This window comes from Mesorhizobium sp. P3_B5 (assembly GCF_056402815.1).
Genome location: NZ_JBFUGR010000005.1, coordinates 253,541 through 272,222, shown reverse-complemented (window position 1 = coordinate 272,222; position 18,682 = coordinate 253,541). Strand labels below are relative to the sequence as shown.

The 18,682-nt window shown below is 63.2% G+C and carries 22 protein-coding genes; 8 read left to right on the top strand and 14 right to left on the bottom strand.

Features of this window, described 5'->3' with window-relative positions:
* Positions 1–57 precede the first annotated feature (57 nt).
* Positions 58–306: a ParB N-terminal domain-containing protein gene (locus tag AC1DVW_RS15545; RefSeq protein WP_023669061.1), complete on the bottom strand. Its 249-nt coding sequence runs from the start codon at positions 304–306 to the stop codon at positions 58–60.
* A 154-nt stretch (positions 307–460) separates the two neighbouring features.
* Between AC1DVW_RS15545 and AC1DVW_RS15540 the strand changes: the two genes are divergently transcribed.
* Genes AC1DVW_RS15540 through AC1DVW_RS15515 form a run of 6 tightly spaced genes read left to right on the top strand, consistent with a single transcriptional unit; the run spans position 461 to position 6,540 of the window.
* The gene (locus AC1DVW_RS15540; RefSeq protein WP_477324176.1) at positions 461–2,101 is read left to right on the top strand and encodes a N,N-dimethylformamidase beta subunit family domain-containing protein; all 1,641 of its coding nucleotides are present in this window, start codon (positions 461–463) and stop codon (positions 2,099–2,101) included.
* A gap of 1 nt (position 2,102) precedes the next feature.
* The gene (locus AC1DVW_RS15535; RefSeq protein ID WP_477324174.1) at positions 2,103–3,476 is read left to right on the top strand and encodes an aminotransferase family protein; all 1,374 of its coding nucleotides are present in this window, start codon (positions 2,103–2,105) and stop codon (positions 3,474–3,476) included.
* A gap of 10 nt (positions 3,477–3,486) precedes the next feature.
* Positions 3,487–4,416 (top strand): 3,5-dioxohexanoate:acetyl-CoA acetone transferase, encoded by a 930-nt coding sequence (gene kce / locus AC1DVW_RS15530; RefSeq protein ID WP_477242977.1) that lies wholly within the window; start codon positions 3,487–3,489, stop codon positions 4,414–4,416.
* Positions 4,417–4,455: 39 nt separating this feature from the next.
* On the top strand, positions 4,456–4,965 hold the full coding sequence (locus AC1DVW_RS15525) for a 2-thiouracil desulfurase family protein (protein ID WP_477269428.1): 510 nt from the start codon (positions 4,456–4,458) through the stop codon (positions 4,963–4,965).
* A gap of 3 nt (positions 4,966–4,968) precedes the next feature.
* Positions 4,969–5,487, top strand: coding sequence for an N-acetyltransferase family protein (locus AC1DVW_RS15520; RefSeq protein ID WP_477242976.1), 519 nt, complete (start codon positions 4,969–4,971; stop codon positions 5,485–5,487).
* A gap of 24 nt (positions 5,488–5,511) precedes the next feature.
* Positions 5,512–6,540, top strand: coding sequence for a histone deacetylase family protein (locus AC1DVW_RS15515; RefSeq protein ID WP_477324382.1), 1,029 nt, complete (start codon positions 5,512–5,514; stop codon positions 6,538–6,540).
* A 15-nt stretch (positions 6,541–6,555) separates the two neighbouring features.
* Here AC1DVW_RS15515 and AC1DVW_RS15510 read toward each other — a convergent pair whose 3' ends face one another.
* The 4 genes from AC1DVW_RS15510 to AC1DVW_RS15495 form a co-directional block, all read right to left on the bottom strand.
* Entirely contained in the window at positions 6,556–7,821 is a 1,266-nt protein-coding gene (locus AC1DVW_RS15510) for a cysteine desulfurase-like protein (RefSeq protein ID WP_477324172.1), read from the bottom strand.
* A 43-nt stretch (positions 7,822–7,864) separates the two neighbouring features.
* Positions 7,865–8,932 (bottom strand): aldo/keto reductase, encoded by a 1,068-nt coding sequence (locus AC1DVW_RS15505; RefSeq protein WP_477324170.1) that lies wholly within the window; start codon positions 8,930–8,932, stop codon positions 7,865–7,867.
* 121 nt (positions 8,933–9,053) lie between these two features.
* A complete protein-coding gene (locus tag AC1DVW_RS15500) occupies positions 9,054–9,509 on the bottom strand; it encodes a hypothetical protein (RefSeq protein WP_477324169.1) in 456 nt (151 codons plus the stop codon).
* Positions 9,510–9,630: 121 nt separating this feature from the next.
* Positions 9,631–9,837, bottom strand: coding sequence for a hypothetical protein (locus tag AC1DVW_RS15495; protein WP_477324167.1), 207 nt, complete (start codon positions 9,835–9,837; stop codon positions 9,631–9,633).
* A 69-nt stretch (positions 9,838–9,906) separates the two neighbouring features.
* On the opposite strand from AC1DVW_RS15495, the gene AC1DVW_RS15490 reads away from it, so the two are divergent.
* The gene (locus tag AC1DVW_RS15490; RefSeq protein ID WP_477324390.1) at positions 9,907–10,077 is read left to right on the top strand and encodes a hypothetical protein; all 171 of its coding nucleotides are present in this window, start codon (positions 9,907–9,909) and stop codon (positions 10,075–10,077) included.
* A 62-nt stretch (positions 10,078–10,139) separates the two neighbouring features.
* On the opposite strand, the gene AC1DVW_RS15485 is transcribed toward AC1DVW_RS15490, so the two are convergent.
* A complete protein-coding gene (locus AC1DVW_RS15485; protein WP_477324165.1) occupies positions 10,140–10,643 on the bottom strand; it encodes a DUF1993 domain-containing protein in 504 nt (167 codons plus the stop codon).
* Between the two features lie 124 nt (positions 10,644–10,767).
* On the opposite strand from AC1DVW_RS15485, the gene AC1DVW_RS15480 reads away from it, so the two are divergent.
* A complete protein-coding gene (locus AC1DVW_RS15480) occupies positions 10,768–11,808 on the top strand; it encodes a DUF1176 domain-containing protein (protein WP_477324163.1) in 1,041 nt (346 codons plus the stop codon).
* Positions 11,809–11,817: 9 nt separating this feature from the next.
* Here AC1DVW_RS15480 and AC1DVW_RS15475 read toward each other — a convergent pair whose 3' ends face one another.
* The 8 genes from AC1DVW_RS15475 to AC1DVW_RS15440 all read right to left on the bottom strand — a co-directional run bounded on the left by AC1DVW_RS15475 (position 11,818) and on the right by AC1DVW_RS15440 (position 18,628).
* Positions 11,818–12,711 (bottom strand): alpha/beta hydrolase family protein, encoded by an 894-nt coding sequence (locus tag AC1DVW_RS15475; RefSeq protein ID WP_477324161.1) that lies wholly within the window; start codon positions 12,709–12,711, stop codon positions 11,818–11,820.
* Between the two features lie 32 nt (positions 12,712–12,743).
* Entirely contained in the window at positions 12,744–14,354 is a 1,611-nt protein-coding gene (locus tag AC1DVW_RS15470) for an NTP transferase domain-containing protein (RefSeq protein WP_477324159.1), read from the bottom strand.
* Complete coding sequence (locus AC1DVW_RS15465; RefSeq protein ID WP_477324157.1) at positions 14,351–15,055, bottom strand: XdhC family protein; 705 nt, start codon at positions 15,053–15,055, stop codon at positions 14,351–14,353. Before AC1DVW_RS15465 ends, AC1DVW_RS15470 begins: the two co-directional genes overlap by 4 nt.
* 2 nt (positions 15,056–15,057) lie before the next feature.
* On the bottom strand, positions 15,058–15,396 hold the full coding sequence (locus AC1DVW_RS15460; protein WP_023734542.1) for an XdhC family protein: 339 nt from the start codon (positions 15,394–15,396) through the stop codon (positions 15,058–15,060).
* A gap of 64 nt (positions 15,397–15,460) precedes the next feature.
* Positions 15,461–15,856 carry a RidA family protein gene (locus AC1DVW_RS15455; protein WP_477324155.1) on the bottom strand — a complete coding sequence of 132 codons (396 nt, stop codon included), beginning with the start codon at positions 15,854–15,856 and terminating at the stop codon, positions 15,461–15,463.
* A 69-nt stretch (positions 15,857–15,925) separates the two neighbouring features.
* Positions 15,926–17,170 carry a vWA domain-containing protein gene (locus AC1DVW_RS15450; RefSeq protein WP_477324153.1) on the bottom strand — a complete coding sequence of 415 codons (1,245 nt, stop codon included), beginning with the start codon at positions 17,168–17,170 and terminating at the stop codon, positions 15,926–15,928.
* A gap of 4 nt (positions 17,171–17,174) precedes the next feature.
* A complete protein-coding gene (locus AC1DVW_RS15445; protein WP_477242965.1) occupies positions 17,175–18,104 on the bottom strand; it encodes an AAA family ATPase in 930 nt (309 codons plus the stop codon).
* 29 nt (positions 18,105–18,133) lie between these two features.
* Positions 18,134–18,628, bottom strand: a complete 495-nt coding sequence (locus AC1DVW_RS15440; RefSeq protein ID WP_477269407.1) for a flavin reductase — start codon at positions 18,626–18,628, stop codon at positions 18,134–18,136.
* Positions 18,629–18,682 lie beyond the last annotated feature (54 nt).

Below are 18,682 nucleotides of genomic sequence, written 5' to 3'. Positions count from 1 at the left end.
ACGAGCCGACAGTGGCCGGCGAAAAAATCACGGGAACGGTGGACCGAGGTCGGAAACTTAGTGGCGCTTGGCTTGCACGAGATAGGCGTCGATCTCGGTTTCGCCGAGCCACTTGGCCGCTTCCAGCCGATGCAGGCCCTCGACCAGGATGTGGCGCTTGCCGTCATGGCGCACCTGGATCGGTGTCTTCATGCCGTTTTCCAGAATGTCCTCGGCCAGATGGCGGACGGTCTCGGGGTGCAATGTCTTCTTGCGCGCGGTCGGCACGTAGATTTCGTCGACCTTGACCTTTTGCACTCTCAGCATTTTGGCTCCCACGGCAGAAATGCCGCCTGCCCTTGAGATAGTCTGTTTGGCCAACAGGGCCAAGGGCGCTTAGGACGAATGCTGGCCCGATCGTTTCCATTTGACGCTTGGCTGGCCGATGGTCTCAATGGCGGCCACTGATCTCAGGTGTTCATTGACGCAGCTGCCGACCGAGTTCCCCGATTTCGGGCTGACGCCCGAGCAGCGCCGCGAGGCGGTGCGTGGCCATTATTACGAATGGCCCGGCATGGATGGCGAGCGTGGCGAGATCTGGTGCTACACGGACCGGTTTTCCTATCGCCCCGGCGAGACGGTGGCGCTGCATGTCAGCTCGACGGCACCAAGCTTCGGCATCGTCATCATCCGCGACGGCGCAACCGAAACCAAGATTCTCGAGCAGGCCGGAATCGTGGCGCGCTGGCAGGAAACGCCGGACCAATGTTCGGTCGAGGGCTGCGGCTGGGAGACGTCCTTCGAATTCCGCGTCGCGGACGACTGGCCCTCCGGCGCCTATCGCGTGACGCTGACAGCCGATGGCCGCGACGGCAAGCCGATCCTTTGCCACCATCTGTTCATCGTCGCCCCGCCGCCCGGCAAAAGGCCTGGCCGCGTGTTGCAAATCGCGGCGACCGGCACCTGGCTCGCCTACAACACCTGGGGCGGCTCCAACCACTACCAAGGCATAACCGGCCCAAACCGCGACCAGTATGCGACGATGGTATCGACGCAACGGCCGTGGTGCCGCGGCTTCGTCGTGCTGCCAAAAGATGCGCCGCGCGTGCCGCTGGAGGTCGCGGTGCCGCCAAAGACCGCGCCGCGCTATCCCCATATGGAATGGGCCTATGCCACCGGCCATTCGAAGAAATACGCCTCATCAGGCTGGGCGAGCTATGACAGCCACTTCTTCCGTTTTGCCGAGCGCGCCGGCTATGGCATCGATCTTGCTAGCCAGCACGATCTGCATTTCTCGCCGGAGATTCTCGACGGCTACGACTGCGTCGCCTTTGTCGGCCATGACGAATACTGGACCTGGGAGATGCGCGACGCGGTCGACGCCTATGTCGAACGGGGCGGCCACGCGGCGCGTTTTGCCGGCAATTTCATGTGGCAGACAAGGCTGGAGGACGAGGGACGCCGGCAGGTCTGCTACAAATACCGGGCGCGTGCGGAAGATCCGGCCTATCACGGCGGCGACGTGACGCGCGCCAGCAATTCGTGGGAAGCACCTGAGATCGGCCGTCCCGGCGCTCTGACTTTCGGCCTCAACGCGACCAGGGGCGTCTATGCCGGGTGGGGTGGCTGCGCGCCGCGCGGCGTGCGCGGCTTTCCAGTCTACCGGCCCGAGCATTGGGCCTTTGCCGGCACCGGCATCTACTATGGCGACCTGCTCGGCGCCGACAGCCATGTCTATGGCTACGAGGTGGACGGGCTCGATTTCGAGATCCGCGGCGGGCTGCCCTACCCGACGCCAGGCAGCGGCGCGCCGGATGGTTTGCAAGTGCTGGCCGTCGGCATGGCGAGCCAGGTCGAGGAAAGCGCCGACATTCCGTTCGAAGACCAGTTCCTCGGTGACGAGGACGGCCGCTTCACCGCCGAGACCTTGTTTGGCGAGGCAAGCGACGCCAATCTGGAAAAAGTCAAACGCGGCAACGGCATGATCGTCAATTTCCCACGCGGCAAGGGCGAGGTTTTCCACGCCGGAAGCTGCGAATGGGTTGCCGGCCTGCTAAGGCAGGATGCAATGGTCGAACGCGTGACCAGAAATGTTCTCGACCGCTATCTCGGAAAGACCTGACATGCCGAAGCCCTCCACCGCCGTATCAGAAGCGCGCGCGCCATCGCATCTGTTCTATCTCTCCAGTCTGCGCCGGCCGCTGATCGATCGCGCCGAGGGCATCTATATGTGGACGCAGGACGGCCGCCGTTTCATCGACGGTTCGAGCGGGCCGATGGTCGCCAATATCGGCCATTCCAACCGCAACGTGCTCGATGCGATGAAGCGGCAGATGGACCGCGCCACCTTTGCCTATCGGCTGCATTTCGAGAACGAGCCGGCGGAAGAACTGGCGCGGCAACTGGCGGGAAAACTGCCGGAGGGCATGGACCGCATCTTCTTCGTCTCTGGCGGCTCGGAGGCGACGGAATCCTGCATCAAGCTGGCCCGGCAATGGGCGGTCGCCACCGGGCAAGCCAGCCGCTGGAAGGTGATCACGCGCTTTCCCTCCTATCATGGCGGCACTTTGGGTTCGCTCTCGGTCACCGGCGACGATGCGCTGGCCGAAAGCTTCACGCCGATGATGCAGGTGATGCCGAGCGTGCCGGCGCCGACGGCGTGGCGCGACCGCGACAATCTGTCGATGGAACAGCGCGGCATCCGATACGCCGACATGCTGGAGGACAAGATCCAGGCCGAAGGACCGGACAGCGTGCTCGCCTTCATCATGGAGCCGATCGGCGGCGCTGCGACTTCTGCCCTGGTGGCGCCCGACAGCTACTATCCGCGCATTCGCGAAATCTGCGACCGCTACGGCATCCTGCTCATCCATGACGAAGTGATGAGCGGCGCCGGTCGCACCGGCAAATTCCTCGGCGGCGACCATTGGAACTGCAAGCCCGACATCGTCGCGCTGTCGAAGGGGCTGGGCTCTGGCTACGCGCCGCTCGGTGCGCTGGCCGCACCGATGCGGCTGGTGCAGCCGCTGCTCGCCTCCGGCGGCTTCCAGCATGGCCACACCTATGCCGGAAACCCGCTGGCCTGCGCCGCCGGGCTTGCGGTGCTCGGCGAGATGGACCGGCTCGATTTGATCGCCAATGCGGCGAGAATGGGCGACGTGCTGATGGACGGGCTGAAAGGGCTTGCGAAACGCTTCCCCTTCATTGCTGACGTGCGTGGCAAAGGCCTGCTCACCGGAGCCGAGATGGTCGCCGATCCGGAGACGCTTCGGCCGATCGATCAGAGCAAGAAAGCCACGCAGCGCCTGCTCGACCTGGCCTATGAGCGCGGCCTGATCATCTACGGCCGCAGGGTCAAGGGCGGCGTCGACGGCGACAATTTCATGGTGGCGCCGCCGATGATCGTTACCCGCGAACAGATCGGCGAAATCATTTCCATCATCGGCGACTCGCTGCAGGTGCTGGCCGCCGAACTCGACCTCCCGGTCGAAGGCTGAGGGGGAAAAAATGGCGCCGAGGAAAGTCATCATCACCTGCGCGGTCACCGGCTCGGTGCACACACCGTCCATGTCGCCCTATCTGCCGGTGACACCCGACCAGATCGCCGCTGAGGCGATCGCCGCCGCCGAAGCCGGCGCGTCGATCCTGCATCTGCACGCCCGCGATCCAAGCGACGGCCGGCCGACCGCCGACCCTGATGTGTTCATGCAATTCCTGCCGCGCATCAAGCAGGCGACCGATGCGGTGATCAACATCACCACCGGCGGCTCGTCGCTGATGACGCTGGACCAGCGGCTGGCCGCGCCGCTGCGGGCCGAACCCGAAATGTGCTCGCTCAACATGGGCTCGATGAATTTCGCGCTGTTCCCGATGCTCGACAGACCGAGGGAATGGCAGCACGAGTGGGAGCCGAAGCTGCTCGAGGCGACCCGCGACACGATCTTCAAGAACACTTTTGCCGACATGGAGACGGTGCTCGATAAACTCGGCAAGGGCTGCGGCACGCGTTTTGAATTCGAATGCTACGATGTCGGCCATCTCTATTCGCTGGCGCATTTCCGCGACCGCGGGCTGGTGTCGGGACCGTTTTTCATCCAGTTCGTCTTCGGCATTTTGGGTGGCATCGGCGCCGATCCGGATAATCTCGTGCACATGAAGCGCATCGCCGACAAACTCTTTGGCGACAGTTTTCAGTTCTCGGTACTGGCAGCCGGCCGCCAGCAGATGCCACTGATCTCGATCGCCGCGGCAATGGGCGGCAATGTCCGCGTCGGGCTGGAGGACAGTCTTTACGACGGCCGCCAGCTGGCCAAATCCAATGCCGACCAGGTGCGCCGCATCCGCGGCATTCTCGACGGGCTGTCCCTGGAGGTCGCGACGCCGGCCGAGGCGCGCGCTATGCTGGCGCTCAAGGGTGGCGACCGGGTGGCGTTCTAGGCGCATGGTGGAGGCCGGGTGGCAAAGGGAGGAGCTGATATGGAAAGGGTTCTCGTCTCAGCCTGCCTGCTCGGCAGCAAGGTTCGTTACAACGGTTCCTACCGGCTCAACGACCATCCCGTTCTGGCGCGATGGCAGGCAGAAGGGCGGGTCGTGCAGATCTGCCCGGAGGTCGCCGCGGGTTTCTCGACGCCGCGCCCGCCGGCTGAAATTCGCGGCACCGGCGACGGCCTTGCTGTGCTGCACGGCCAAGGCCAGGTGGTCGAGAAAACCGGAAACGATGTGACTGCACTCTATCTCGAAGCCGGGCAGCTCGCGCTCGATCTCGCCCGGGAAACAGGCTGCCGCTATGCAGTCCTGACTGACGGCAGCCCGTCGTGCGGCAGTAGCTTCATCTATGATGGGAGTTTTTCGGGCAACCGGGTGGCTGGCTCTGGCACGACCACGGCGCTGCTGGAGGCGAACGGCATTCGCGTCTTTTCGGAAGACGGCATTGGCGAGCTTGATGACCTCCTGGCCAAGCCTGATACAGCCGGAACCGCAGCCTGATCCATGCGAGAGAAAGCCCGAGCCACGACCCGCGATACCATCATCCGCCCCGGCACCATCGACGACGTCGACACCATCTACGCCGCCCTGTTGCGCCTCGGCAACCATATTGGCGCGCATCAGGAGATCACGTCCACCGCCGACGACCTGCGCCGCTACGGCTTTGGCGAAAAGCCTGCCTTTTCGACCCTGATCGCCGAAGTCGGCGGCGAGTTTGCCGGGCTGTGCCTGCATTTCCCGATCTTCTCGACCTGGATGGGCCGGCCCGGCGTCTATGTGCAGGACCTCTATGTCGAAGGCCGCTTTCGCGGCCGCAAGATCGGCGAACGCCTGCTGCGCAGTGTCGCTGCGCAATGCCGGAAGGACGGTGGCGTCTATCTCAGGCTATCGGTCGACACCGACAACGAAACCGCCAAGGCCTTCTACGAACGATTGGGCATCGCCTGGTCGAGCTACGAACAGACTCAGAAGATTGTCGGCGACGCTTTCTTCGCCTTTGCCGATGGGCCGGACGATGTATAGCCGGCTACTGTATTGGGAGACATGATGAAAGCCTTCTATGCCGAGGAACAGAAACGCCACGATCCAAAGGCCTTCCTCTCCAGCGGGGCGCCGCAGCCCAATCCGGAAAAGCCGGAACGCGCAGAGCGACTGCTTGCCGGTGCCAAGGCCGCCGGCTGCACGATCGAGCGGCCACGGGATCATGGGCTCGGCCCGGTCTCTGCGGTGCATACGCCCGAATATCTGGATTTCCTCGAGCACATCTTCGTGCGCTGGCAGCGCATCGAAGGCGCCTCGGCCGAGGTGATCCCCAACATTCACCCGATTGCGCGCAACGGCTCCTACCCGGCCTCGGCTGTGGGACAGGCCGGCTATCATATGGCCGATACCGCTTGCCCGATCTCGGGCGAGACCTGGGGCAGCGCGCTGTGGAGCGCGTGGAGCGCGGTCGAAGCTGCCGAAGCGGTGATGGCAGGCGCACCGGCCGCCTATGCTCTCTGCCGCCCGCCCGGCCACCACGCTTTTGCCGATGTCGCCGGCGGCTTCTGCTTCATCAACAATTCGGCGGTCGCGGCGCAGACATTGCGCAAGCAGTCCGCGCGGGTGGCAATCCTCGACGTCGACCTGCACCACGGCAACGGCACGCAAGGCATTTTCTATGCCCGGCCGGACGTGCTGACCGTCTCGGTGCATGCCGATCCGGTGCGCTTCTATCCGTTCTTCTGGGGGCATGCCGACGAGCGCGGCGAAGGTTCCGGCCTCGGTTACAATTTCAACCTGCCATTGCCGCGCAAATCCAGCGACGCCCAGTTCCTCGAAGCCTTGGCGACGGCCTTCCAGCGCATCCGCGCTTTTGCACCCGACGCGCTTGTGGTGGCGCTTGGCCTCGACGCTTTTGAGGGCGACCCGTTCGGCGGGCTTTCGGTGACGACGCCGGGATTCTCGCGCATCGGCGAAGCCATTGCCGGCCTTGGCCTGCCGACGGTTATCGTCCAGGAAGGCGGCTATCTCTGCGATGAACTCGGTGACAACCTCACCGCGTTCCTCACCGGCTTCGGCGGCAAGAAGCGTTGAGGATGCAAGTTAGCGTCAAGATCGCTGCTGCCTGAGCATGGCGATGACGCGGTGCACTCTTTCCAGCGTCTCGTCGATCTCGGCGACCGTGTTGTAGTGGGCGATGCCGATGCGCACGACGCCGTGCTCGGCCGGAATGCCGAGCTGGTGGACGATCTCCCAGGCGTAGTTGTGGCCCGACCAGAGGAAGATGTTTTCGGCATTCATCTGGCGCACGATGGTTTCCGGCACGATACCGTCGACCGTGAAGGAAACTGTCGGCACGCGATGCTCGAGCCGCGCGGGGTCCGTAATGCCGTGGATGGTCAGGCCGGAAATGTCCGACAGCCCGTCGATCAGCCTTTGCGCCAAGGGGTTTTCGTAGGCGGTCGAGACTTCGAACGCCCTGGCAATCTTGCGCCTTCTTGACCCATCCTCGCCCGCCGCCGTGCCCAGTTCGGCGAAATAATCGACGGCGGCGGTGAGGCCGGCCATCAGTTCGATTTGCGGCGTGCCAAGCTCGAAACGTTCCGGCAGACCGTTGGACGAACAGCGGCATTTGTACGGTTTCAGCGCCTCGATGACATCCAGCCTGCCCCAAAGAATGCCCATATGCGGGCCGAAGAATTTGTAGGCCGAGCAGATCAGGAAATCGCAGCCGAGGTCGTGCACATCGACCAGGCCATGCGGCGCGAATTGCACGGCATCGACATAGACCAGCGCGCCGGCCTGTTTGGCAATGCCAGTCAGCGCCTTCACCCGGTTGATGGAGCCGGTCAGATTGCTGGCATAGTTGAGCGCAACGAGCCGCGTCCGGTCGGTGAGCAGTGCGCTGAGCGCCGTCTCCTCGACCTGCCAGCTCTGCTCATCGAAAGCCAGCCAGCGCACGACGAGGCCAAGGTCCTCGGCCAGTTGCAGCCAGGGCGAGACATTGCCCTCGTGGTCCATGCGGGTGAGGATGATCTCGTCGCCAGGCTTGAACGTGCGGCCGAGCGTGCGCGACATGTGGTAGGTCAGCGTCGTCATGTTGGCGCCGATGATGATTTCCTGCGGGGACGCGGCACCGAGGAAATCGGCCATTGCCGCATGGGCGTCGTCGACGACCTGTTGCGCGGCGATCGTGGTTTCGAAGAAACCGCCGAGATTGGCATTGGTGGTCAAAAGGCAGCGCGACACCGCGTCTGCGACCGTCTGCGGCACCTGCGTGCCGGCGGGATTGTCGAGATAGATGCGGCGGCGGCCCTTGTCGGTGAGTGCAAGAGCCGGAAATTTTGCCCGCACGGCGTCGATCTGAAATGCCACTTTTGTTCCCCCGATCAATTCAACTGGCCTACGGATCCCCTGCTCACGGGCACGGATTGCCGACGCGCTGATGGATCGCATCGACCGCCTTCTGCATCTCCTCGGTCCAGGTCACGTCGACGGATGACAGCGCCATTTCAAGTTGCGCAATCGTCGTGGCGCCGATGATGTTCGAGGTGACGAAGGGCCGGCTCGACACATAGGCGTTGGCAAACAAGGCCGGCTCCAGGCCGAACGAGCGCGCCAGCTCGTTATACTCAAGCTGCGCCTCCGCCGCGTTCGGCGTCTCGTAGCGCTGGCCGCGGTTGAACAGTTGCGAGCGCGACCCTTGCGGGCGTGCGCCATGGTCGTATTTGCCGGTGAGATAGCCCTGCGCCAGCGGCGAATAGGCCAGCAGCGACACCTGCTCTCGGTCGCAGACTTCGGCCAGGTTCACCTCAAAAGTGCGGTTGACGAAATTATAGGCATTCTGGATCGAGGCGACGCGCGGGCCGATGCCCTTGTCGGCCTCGGCGATGAAGCGCATGGCGCCCCAGGAATTCTCGTTCGACAGGCCGAGATGGCGGATTTTTCCTGATTTCACCAACTCGTCGAACACGGCGAGTGTCTCGGCAATCGGCGTCTCGCCGGCCGGCGCCCCGATGGAATCGGCACGCGGCCCCACGGCGCCGATGCGGTTCGGATTGGCGCCCCACGGTATGTCGCGTTCCGGCCAATGGATCTGATAGAGATCGAGATAATCGGTGCCGAGCTTGGTCAGCGATTTTTCGATCGCGTCAAAAATGTCGGCGCGCACCAGCTTCGAGGGACGATCGCCGCGAAACCAGGTGTTGGCGGTGCGGCCGACCACTTTCGAGGCCAGGATGACCTGGTCGCGGTTGCCCTTCGCTTTCATCCAGCTGCCGATGATCTTTTCGGTGCGGCCTTGCGTCTCCGCCTTGGGCGGAATCGGGTAAAGCTCGGCGGTGTCGATGAAATTGACACCACGGGCAAAGGCCAGGTCCATCTGGGCATGGCCTTCGGCTTCCGTGTTCTGCTGGCCCCAGGTCATCGAGCCGAGGCAAATCTGGGTAACAAGAAGATCGGTCCGACCGAGACGGCGTTTGTGCATGGAATTTCTGCTCCGGAGGGAAGACTGGCGCGGCGGCGCGAGAAGGAAATCGCATTTATAGGGAAAGCAGTCGCGCTCTCCAAGCCTCAGCGGACCGACTTTTGCGTGAACTCCGGAAAAGTCAGCGCCTGGCGCCGGCCAAAGCGCGCCGCTTGGCTTCGTCGATCAGCATGTTGGCCACCTGCATGCGGATCATGGCGCGCTGGCGCAAATGCGGGGCGACACGGTCGGGATGGTTGGCGAAGGCGAAACTGCGGCGCATGCGCCCGAAATCGGCAACATCCCTGGGCTGGTTGAGGCCAAGTTCGACGGCGATGGATTCGGGATCGATCGGCGGCAGCTTTTCTTCTGGCTTGGGCTCTTCGCCGGCAAGCGCGAACTTCGCCTGATCGAGCAGCGCGGCGAATTCGCTCGCCAGATCGGCACCCTCGCGATACTCGGCAGCAAACGTGTCGCCTGCAACCTTTATGCGGCCGGAATGAAGCTCGTCCGCCACCGACAGATAATCGAACGGAATCGACGGCCGTGCGCCGGCCTCTTCGCCCTTGTCGGGGGCGACGAAGAGGTCGTCGAGCAACGAAGCGAAATCCCGCCTGCTCCCGGTGCCGATCTCAGCCTCCCCTGTCGTAAGCGCACCTATACCGGCACCCAACATAGAATCGGCTCGTTAAAAATGAATGCGACCGATCTTAACCAATTTAGCCGTTGGCTTCCGGCTTTGGCCAGCCGAACTCTCCATGCAAAAAAAAGCCGGACTGCATTTTCATACAGTCCGGAAAATTCGCCAGGAGTGGCGAGGAAAAGCCGGCCATGTGCCAGCGTTGAAGCATACGGTCGGGACGCGCCGGAAGTTTCACCGGCCGGTTCGATTGTGACGAAAAAAATTCGCGCAGCATGGCTGCCATGCAAATGCTGCACTGCACAATCTTCATGATTTGCCTATATTGCTTGATGTGGAGGATCAACAAGGGGCCATGATCATGGGGTTCTTCACTGAAATGTTCGCTCGTCCGCGTCCGCAGGAACATCTGCGCTATCGCTCGGCACTGGCACTGCTGCATGCGATGAGCAGCAGCGACCGCGCCGACATCGGCATCAAGCCGGCCGATTTTCCGCGCATCGCCCGCGAAATGTCGCTGCGCTGAACAAGGCGTTTAGCCGAGCCTGACGCGAGGTTTCCCGGCAGCGCCGGGAAACCTTTTGACCTTCAACGTCCGAGGAAAGTTGCCTTGCCCAGCGGCACGCCGTTGTGACGCAGGATGTCGTAGGCCGTGGTTACGTGGAAGTAGAAGTTGGGCATTGCGGCGTGCAAAAGATATTGCAGCCCGGGCATCGAGACTTCACGCCCCGCAAGCCTGAGTTCGATCGTCCGCTCGTCGGAGCCATCGAGGTCGGCCGCCGAGAAGGTTGCGAGATGCTCGAGGGTCTTGGCGATACGGGCCTGGACGTCGGCAAAACTCGCCTCATTGTCCTCGTATTTCGGCACCTCGCGGCCGGCCAGCCGTGACGGCGCACCCTTGGCATGATCGGTGGCGATCTGCACCTGTCTCACCAGCGCGAACATGTCGGGCGCTAGCCTCGCTGTCAGAAACACCTGCGGGTCGATCTTGCGATCAGCCGCATTCTGTTCGGCTGCAGACAGCACATTGGACAGCGCCTTGAGCCTGGCGGAAAACACCGGCACGGACGCCTCATACATCGATAGTGTCACTTGAAATCTCCATGCGGCGGAACGCCGACGGCGGCACGTAGCGCCTTCGCGTGCGACTTTTCAAGCGTCACCGCGTCGCCGTAATCCTTGTGCTAGGATTTTCCGCATCGACTGGAGATTCGCGATGAGAAGCGCCCTTTTTGCAGCGACCGCTTTTTTCTCCCTTGCCACCATCAGCCAGACAGCATTCGCCGACGACGAAGCACCCTATCTCGATGACCGCTCGAGCGCCGAGGCCGTGATCCGGTCGCTCTACAGCGCCATCAATCGGCACGAATTTGCGCGCGCCTGGGGCTACTACGGCGACACCAAACCGGCCAAGGATTTCGACACATTCGTCAAGGGCTATGACGGCACCGGCAAGGTCGATGTCGCCACCGGCGCTGTCTCCGACGATGGCGCGGCCGGCAGCATTTTCTACAATGTTCCTGTCGCCATCCGCGCCACCGACAAGGACGGCAATGAAGCGGTCTTCGCCGGCTGCTACACGTTGCGGCAGGTCAACGCCCAGATCCAGCAACCGCCGTTCCGCCCGATCTTCATCGACAAGGGCGCGCTGAAACCGTCAAAAGCCGATTTCGAAGAGGCGCTGCCGGCAAGCTGCGGCGACGGACCGCCGCCGCCCAAGAAGGACACCGTACTGGAGCAGGTGAAAAAACTGTTCGCCGCTGATTATGGCAGCCAGTGCGACGAGCAATTTCTCGGCGAGGAGCCGAACATTTTTTCGATCAAATACAAGAACAAGGACGCGGCTGCCGGCGACCCCGACAAGGAAACGCGGCTTTTCGAGTTCTACTGCCAGGCGGCCGCGTACAACACCGCTTCAGTCTACTACATGACCGACGAGGTGTCGGGTGTGAGGCAGTTGCAGTTCGCCGAGCCCGAGATGGATATCCGCTACGAGAACAATGACAGCGACGGCAAACTGCTGGGCATGAGCATTATCGGCTTCCAGACGAGCGGTTGGGCGACCAATCCCGAATATAATGAAGAGACCAAGACAATCACCACGTTCAACAAATGGCGCGGCATCGGTGATGCCTCCAGCTCAGGGACATACCTGTTTCGCAACGGTGATTTTTCCCTGGTCCAGTACGACGTCGATGCGTCCTATGACGGCGAGGAAAACCCGCAGACCGTCGTCGACTACAACACCGCGCCCTAGCACCGCGCCTTACGGCGCTTTCGACAGCATCCAGTTGAGCGTTTCGCGCCAGTCGGTCATGCGGATCGGTGTGCCATGCGTGCCGGTCTCGAAGCGAACGAAATGAGTCGGATACGGATAGGCTTTCGATTTGGCGATGATGGAGCGGAAGAAGGCTTCCTGCTTTTCCACCGGAAATACCGGGTCCTTGCTGCCCTGACCGAAGAAAACCGGCACATGACGCCTGAAGGCGGGGCTCGCCAAAAAGCTCTCGTCCCAGAGCGAGCCGAGCAGCAGCAGCCCACTTATGCGCCGGCCGGTGTCGTTGCGAGCGGCGAGTTGCCAGCACAGCGATCCGCCCATCGAGCCGCAGGCGACGAAGATTTTCGCGCCAGGTGATTTTTCCGCATAGTGGTCGATCAGCGCCGCGACCTGGGCTGTGCCGGTGTCGCCGAAATCGGTGAAATCCGGAGAGAGATAGAGGCCGCCATTGGCTGCCATCAGGTTCTTGATGCGGTTGAAATTGCCGCCGAAGGTGAAGTCGTCGACGCCTTGCTTGCGGCTGCCGCCCTGCCCGTGCAGGTAGAGCACGATGATGCCAGCGCCCTCCGTCTTGCCGACGGCGACATGCCTGACATCGCCGGCGTCGGTCTTCAGCAGCAAATCCTGCTGCACCTTGCGCACGCTGGTGTCGGTGTATTGGGCGTGTACGCGCTTTTCCGGCACCTCGTCGCGGGCATTGATGTCTCGCATTTCGCGATAGTCGATAACAGTATAGGCGCCATTGTCCGTGGATGACAGCGTGGCCGGATAGGCGAACAGATCGTCCTTGAAGGGTTTTAGCGCGTCGGCGCGAGCGGCGACACCGCCAGGAAACAATACAAGCGCTGAGGCAAAAAGGGCATAGTGGAATCTGAGAGCCATGCCCATGGCATGCGTTTTTCAGCTTCGGTTTGTCAATCCTGCAGCACGCCGCCGGCGCCTTCCAGCGCCTCTCGGGTGTCGACATCGATCGATGCGCCGTCGCCGATCTCGACATCAACGACATCCAGCCCTTCGGCTTCGACCAGATGTCGCGCGCCGGTGTCGCCTTCGAGATGAGCGATCGCGGGAAACAACGCACGCGGCAACAGCACCGGGTTGCCGCGGCGGCCGTCATGCGAGGCGCGCACGACCGAGCGGCCTTCGGCCTTGCGGAAAGCGTCGATCAGACTGTCGAGGTCGACCGATGCGACGCCCGGCATGTCGCCGAGAACAATCATGGCGCCGGCGGCGTCTTCGGCAACTCTGGAAATGCCGGCTTTCAGCGACGAGGACAGGCCTTCGGCAAAATCCGGATTGTCGGCAAAGGTGACGTCAAGGACAGACAAGGCTGCCCGCACCCGCTCGCGCTGATGGCCGGTGACGACGATTGTTTGAGAGGCTTTCGAGGCGAGCGCCCGCTCGGCGGTCCGGCGCACCAGCGGCTTACCGTCGAACAATGCCAGCAGCTTGTTTGGCCCGCCCATGCGGCTGGAGCGGCCGGCAGCCAGAAGCACGATATCGACCGCCAGCTGCGCCTTGGCCGGCAGCGGCTCGCGCGGCTGCGGCCGTGTCGGGATTTCCATCAGCAGCCCGCCGACGCCCATGCCGGCAATGTCCTTGGCGGTTACGTCGAGGCCGGCGATCAGCCGATCGAGAACCCAGTCGAAGCCGTTCTCCTTCGGGCTGCGTGCGCAGCCCGGCGCACCGATGACACGTTTGCCGTCGAGCATGCCGAGCACCAGCAGATTGCCGGGATCTACGGGCATGCCCGCCCGGACGATGGTGCCCCCGGCGCGCTCGATGGCCGCCGGAACGACGTCGCCGAAGTCGCTCATCGCCGAGGCGCCAAAAATCACCACCATGTCATTGTCGCGCGCCAGCGAGGCTGCCGCCTCGGCCACGGCGATGATCTCATGCGGCGTGCGGCGCTCCGCCGTCAGCCGGCCGCCGGAGCGCGCCAGCCGCGCTTCGGTGACGCGCAGCGTCTTGTCGAGCACACTTGGCTTGATGCCAGGCAGGACCGTCTGGATGACGCCGACGAGTACCGGCTGGTAGGCGTTGACGGCAAAGATCTCGCCGCCGGCGCAGATCTTTGTCACGGCATCGACCAAAGCCGAGGCGACCGCGAAAGGAATGATCTTCACTGTCGCCACCATCTGGCCTTTTTCGACCGGGGCGTGCTGCGCCAAAGTGGCGATGGTGATGGTCGGGTCGACGGCGTTGATGGCGTCTATCATCGCGGCGTCGACGGTGAAGATGCCGGCGGCGTCAGCGTGCAGATTGACGCGGCCGGTCGCCGCCGGCCTCGCCTCGATGTTGCGATGGTGCATGCTCGCGGCGATCTTTTCGGCGGCTGCGTCCTCGCTCAGATCGTCTGCGGCCAGCACCGCAGCGACAACCTCCGAAATGCCTGAAGCCTTCAGCAGCGACACGTCGTCGGCGCTCAGCCGGTGCGCCTTGCGGAAGAGCCGTTCTCCGGCCGTGGTGGCGTGGGCCAGCACAGCACCTTCGGCCGCCTCGATCGGGATCGGGCCGAATTTCACGCCGCGGCATCCTTGGCTTCGAGACCGCGCGAACGAAAGGCGTGGATCGCCTGCGCCAGCACCGCAACCGCAATCTCGGCCGGGCTGGCCGCACCGATGTCGAGGCCGATCGGCGCATGGATGCGGGCGATCTGGTCGGCGGTGGCGCCCAGGGCCAGCAAGCGTTCGACGCGTTTCGCATGCGTCTTGCGGCTGCCAAGCGCACCGACATAGAAGCAGTTGGCGTCGAGTGCCGCCTTCAGCGCAAAGTCGTCGATCTTCGGGTCATGGGTGACGGCTGCCAGCGCCGAATAGCTGTCGAGCGGCTGGCGCTTCAGCACATCCTCAGGCCATTCGGCATGCAGCGCGACATCGGGAAAGCGGTCCGGGGTGGCAAAGGCCGTTCGCGGATCGACGATCTCGACCGGATAGCCGGCGATCTTCGCCATCGGCGCCAGTGCCTGGCTGATATGGACAGCGCCGATCACCACCAGGCGCGGCTGCGGCAGATGGGCGTTGAGAAAGAAGGTTCGTCCCTCCGCCTCGACCGAACCGGAATTGCCGGTACGAAACGCCTTGGCGATGGCCGCTCCCAAATCGCCGGCAACGGGATCGCCCTCGCGCACGATGCGGTCGCGGCCGTCGCCAAGATCGGTAACCAGGATCGCCGCGCGGCGAGCGCGGCGTTCGGCATTCAGCGTTTTCAGGGCATAGGGATCCATGGTCAGCCCAGCCGCTCTACATAGACTTTTATCCGGCCGCCGCAGGACAGGCCGACCTGCCAGGCTGTCTCGTCGGCGACGCCGAACTCCAGCATCTTGGCCTTCCCTGAGTCGATGACGTCGATCGCCTCGCTCACGACAGCACCCTCGACGCAACCACCGGAGACCGAGCCGTGGAAATTGCCTTCCGCATCGATGACCAGATGGCTGCCGACCGGTCGCGGCGCCGAGCCCCAGGTTTCGACCACAGTGGCAATGGCGACATCCTTGCCGTCCTTCATCCAGCCTTCCGCGATGATCAGCGGGTCGCGGGCCTCATCGAGATAAATGCTGTTGTCCATCGTCGCTTCTCTCAGAGTCTGTTTATGATCCGGCTATCGCCGAGTCGCGCAAGCAAATGCATGGTCAATCGATCACCGCGAATGCGTCAACTTCGATCAGATAGCCGGGCGACAGGCTCGCCACACCAAGCACCACGTCAGCCGGTTTGTGATCTCCGAACAGCCCTAGCCGAGCCTTTTCGATGATCGGCAGGCATTCATCGCGATCGTAGTTGACGACATAGATCGTGATCCTGGCGACCTGGGCAGGCGCCGCACCGGCAGCGGCAAGTGCCCGGCCGAGATTGGCAAACACCTGGCGCGCCTGAGCCGCAAGATCACCACGGCCAACAAGCTTACCGTCCAGGTCCTCGGGCTCCTGACCCGAGATGAAGACCAACTTGCTCCCTGTCGCAACGACGACCTGGCTGTAGGTCTGCGGGACTGGCAAATCCTTGGGATTGATGCTTTGGAGCGTCATCTATTGGGTCTCCAGTGCCGTGATTCCAATTTTTTCCGGGAGTCTGTTTTCCGCTGGATAAACATATGGCTATGCGGCGTGCCTGGCGCCAGCGTCCAACCAGTGACGCGGATCGACGGAAGCAGCCGACTTCTTGTCCAGCGAGGCGCAGAGATCGGCCAGCGCATCGAGATTGTGCACCGAGCGGAACTCGTCGACATACGGCAGCATCGCCTTGACGCCGCGGGCGCGGGCTTCGAAACCGTCGAAGCGCAGCAAAGGATTCAGCCAGATCAGCCGCCGACAGGATTTGTGCAGCCGCTCCATCTCCTCCGACAGGCCGGCGACATCGTCGCGCTCGAGCCCGTCGGTGATCAAAAGCACCACCGCGCCCTGCCCCAGCACGCGGCGCGACCATAGCTTGTTGAACTCCGCCAGCGTGTCGCCGATGCGGGTGCCGCCCGACCAGTCCTTGACCGCCGCCGAACAGTCGGCGAGTGCGGCATCGGGGTCGCGATGGCGCATCTGCCGGGTCAGATTGGTCAGCCTGGTGCCGAAGACGAAGGCATGCACGCGCCGGCGCTTTTCGGTCAGCGCATGCAGGAAATGCAGGAAGATGCGGGTGTACTGGCTCATCGAACCGGAGATATCGGCCAGCACCACCAGCGGTGGGTGAACCTCGCGCGGCGACCGGAATTTTGGCAGGATCAATTCACCGCCGGTGCGGGCGGCCGAGCGCATCATGGCGCGTGGATCAATGCGGCGGCCATGGGCGTCGGCCTTGAAACGCCGCGTCCTGACCATGTCGAAGGGCAACCGCAACGCGGCGATCGCCTTCTTGGCATCCGCCATCTCGGCGGCGTTCATCTGGGCAAAATCCTTGCCGCGCAGCACTTCGTTGCCGGAAAAGGTGAAGCGGGCGTCAACCTCGATCTCAGGGATTTCCTGCACCGGCTGTTTTTTCTGATGGCCCTCGAACATCGCCTGGCTGACGCGGTTTTCGGCCGCGCGGGGTTTTTGCTTTTCCCTGGCGTCCGGTGCCACCGGCGAAAACATCGCCAGCAGCTTCTCGATCAGTTCGCGCGATTTCCAGAACAGCCGGAAGGCTTCGTCGAAAGTTGGGTGATCCTCGTGCCTGGACACCAGCACGGCGTGCAGCGTCCAGTAGAAATCGTCGCGCGAGCCGATGCCGGCGGCCAGCACCGCCTCGATGGCGTCCTTGACCGAGGCCGGCCCGACCCGCATGCCTGATTTGCGCAAGGTGCGGGCGAAATAGACGATGTTGTCGGCGATGCGCCCGTCGGCAGTGGCCTCTTTCGGTTCGGGACGCAACATCGCCCTACTCGGCCGCCGCAAGCTCGGCCTTCACCTCGTTGAGGATGCGCCGGCCTTCGCCCTGTTCGATACGGGCAATGTCGTCCTGGTATTTCAACAGCACGCCGATCGTGTCGGAAACCGTCTCCGGGTCGAGCGCCACCTTGTCGAGTTCGGTCAGCGCGCCGGCCCAGTCGATGGTCTCTGCGACGCCAGGCACCTTGAACAGTTCGATCTGGCGCAGCTTCTGGATGAACGACACCACTTCCGCCGAAAGCCGCTGGTTGGCCTGCGGCACCTTTCGGCGCACGATCTCCAGCTCGCGCTCGGCATTGGGATAATCGACCCAGTGATAGAGGCAGCGCCGCTTCAGCGCGTCGTGGATCTCGCGCGTGCGGTTGGTGGTGATGATGACGATCGGCGGCTCTTCGGCCTTGATCGTGCCGAGTTCGGGTACCGTCACCTGGAAGTCGGAGAGGATTTCGAGCAGGAACGCCTCGAAGGCCTCGTCGGTGCGGTCGAGCTCGTCGATCAGGAACACCGGGGCGGCACCCGCTTTCCCCGTCAGCGCATCGAGCACCGGGCGGCGGATCAGGTATTTTTCGGAGAAGACGTTGCGCTCCATGTCGGAGCGGTCGACCTTGCCGGCCGCCTCCTCCATGCGGATCTCGATCATCTGCGCGGCGTAGTTCCACTCGTAGACGGCCGAGGAGACATCGAGGCCTTCATAGCACTGCAGGCGGATCAGCCGGCGGCCAAGCGCCTGCGCCAGTACCTTGGCGATCTCGGTCTTGCCGACACCCGCCTCGCCTTCGAGAAAGAGCGGCCGCTTCATGCGCAGCGACAAAAACAGCACGGTCGCCAGCGACCGGTCCGCGACATAGTCCGCGCCGGTCAGGAGATCGAGCGTCTCGTCGATCGTCCGCGGCGCGGGGCGCGGCTTCAGCTCGGTCATTCTTTCTCCATCAGCGCCGCCGGTCCGTTTCACAGAACGTGGTAGCCGCGGTTGTGGTAGATCAGCGGCCGCAAATTATCGCCCATGCGCAACCCTGTCACCTTGCCAAAAAGCACACGATGGGTGGCCAGATCCTTGGTGTCGATGAGTTCGCAGTCGAACACGGCAAGCGCGCCCTTCAGCGTCGGCGCGCCGGTCGAGATGACATCCCATTCGCCGAGCGCAAAGCGCTCCTCAACCGGCAGGCCGGTGATGCCGGAAAAGCCGATCGACAGCGGCTCCTGGTCCGAAGCCAGCGTATTGAGGGCGAATTTGCCGTTCTTGACGAACGGCTCGTTCTTGGGATTTTCGCGGTTGAGGCAGACCAGAATGGTCGGCGGCGTGTCCGATACCGAACAGGCGGCGATGACGGTTGCGCCGCGTCTGCCGGCGGGACCGTCGGTGGTGACCACGTGGACGTGACCGGCAAAATGGGCCATCGCGTCGCGATAGGCCTGCGGTCCGATGTCGTTCTTCTTCAGCACGGATGATTTTCCACAGTCAGAACCCAAGCGTTATATATGGCGGCATACGATATG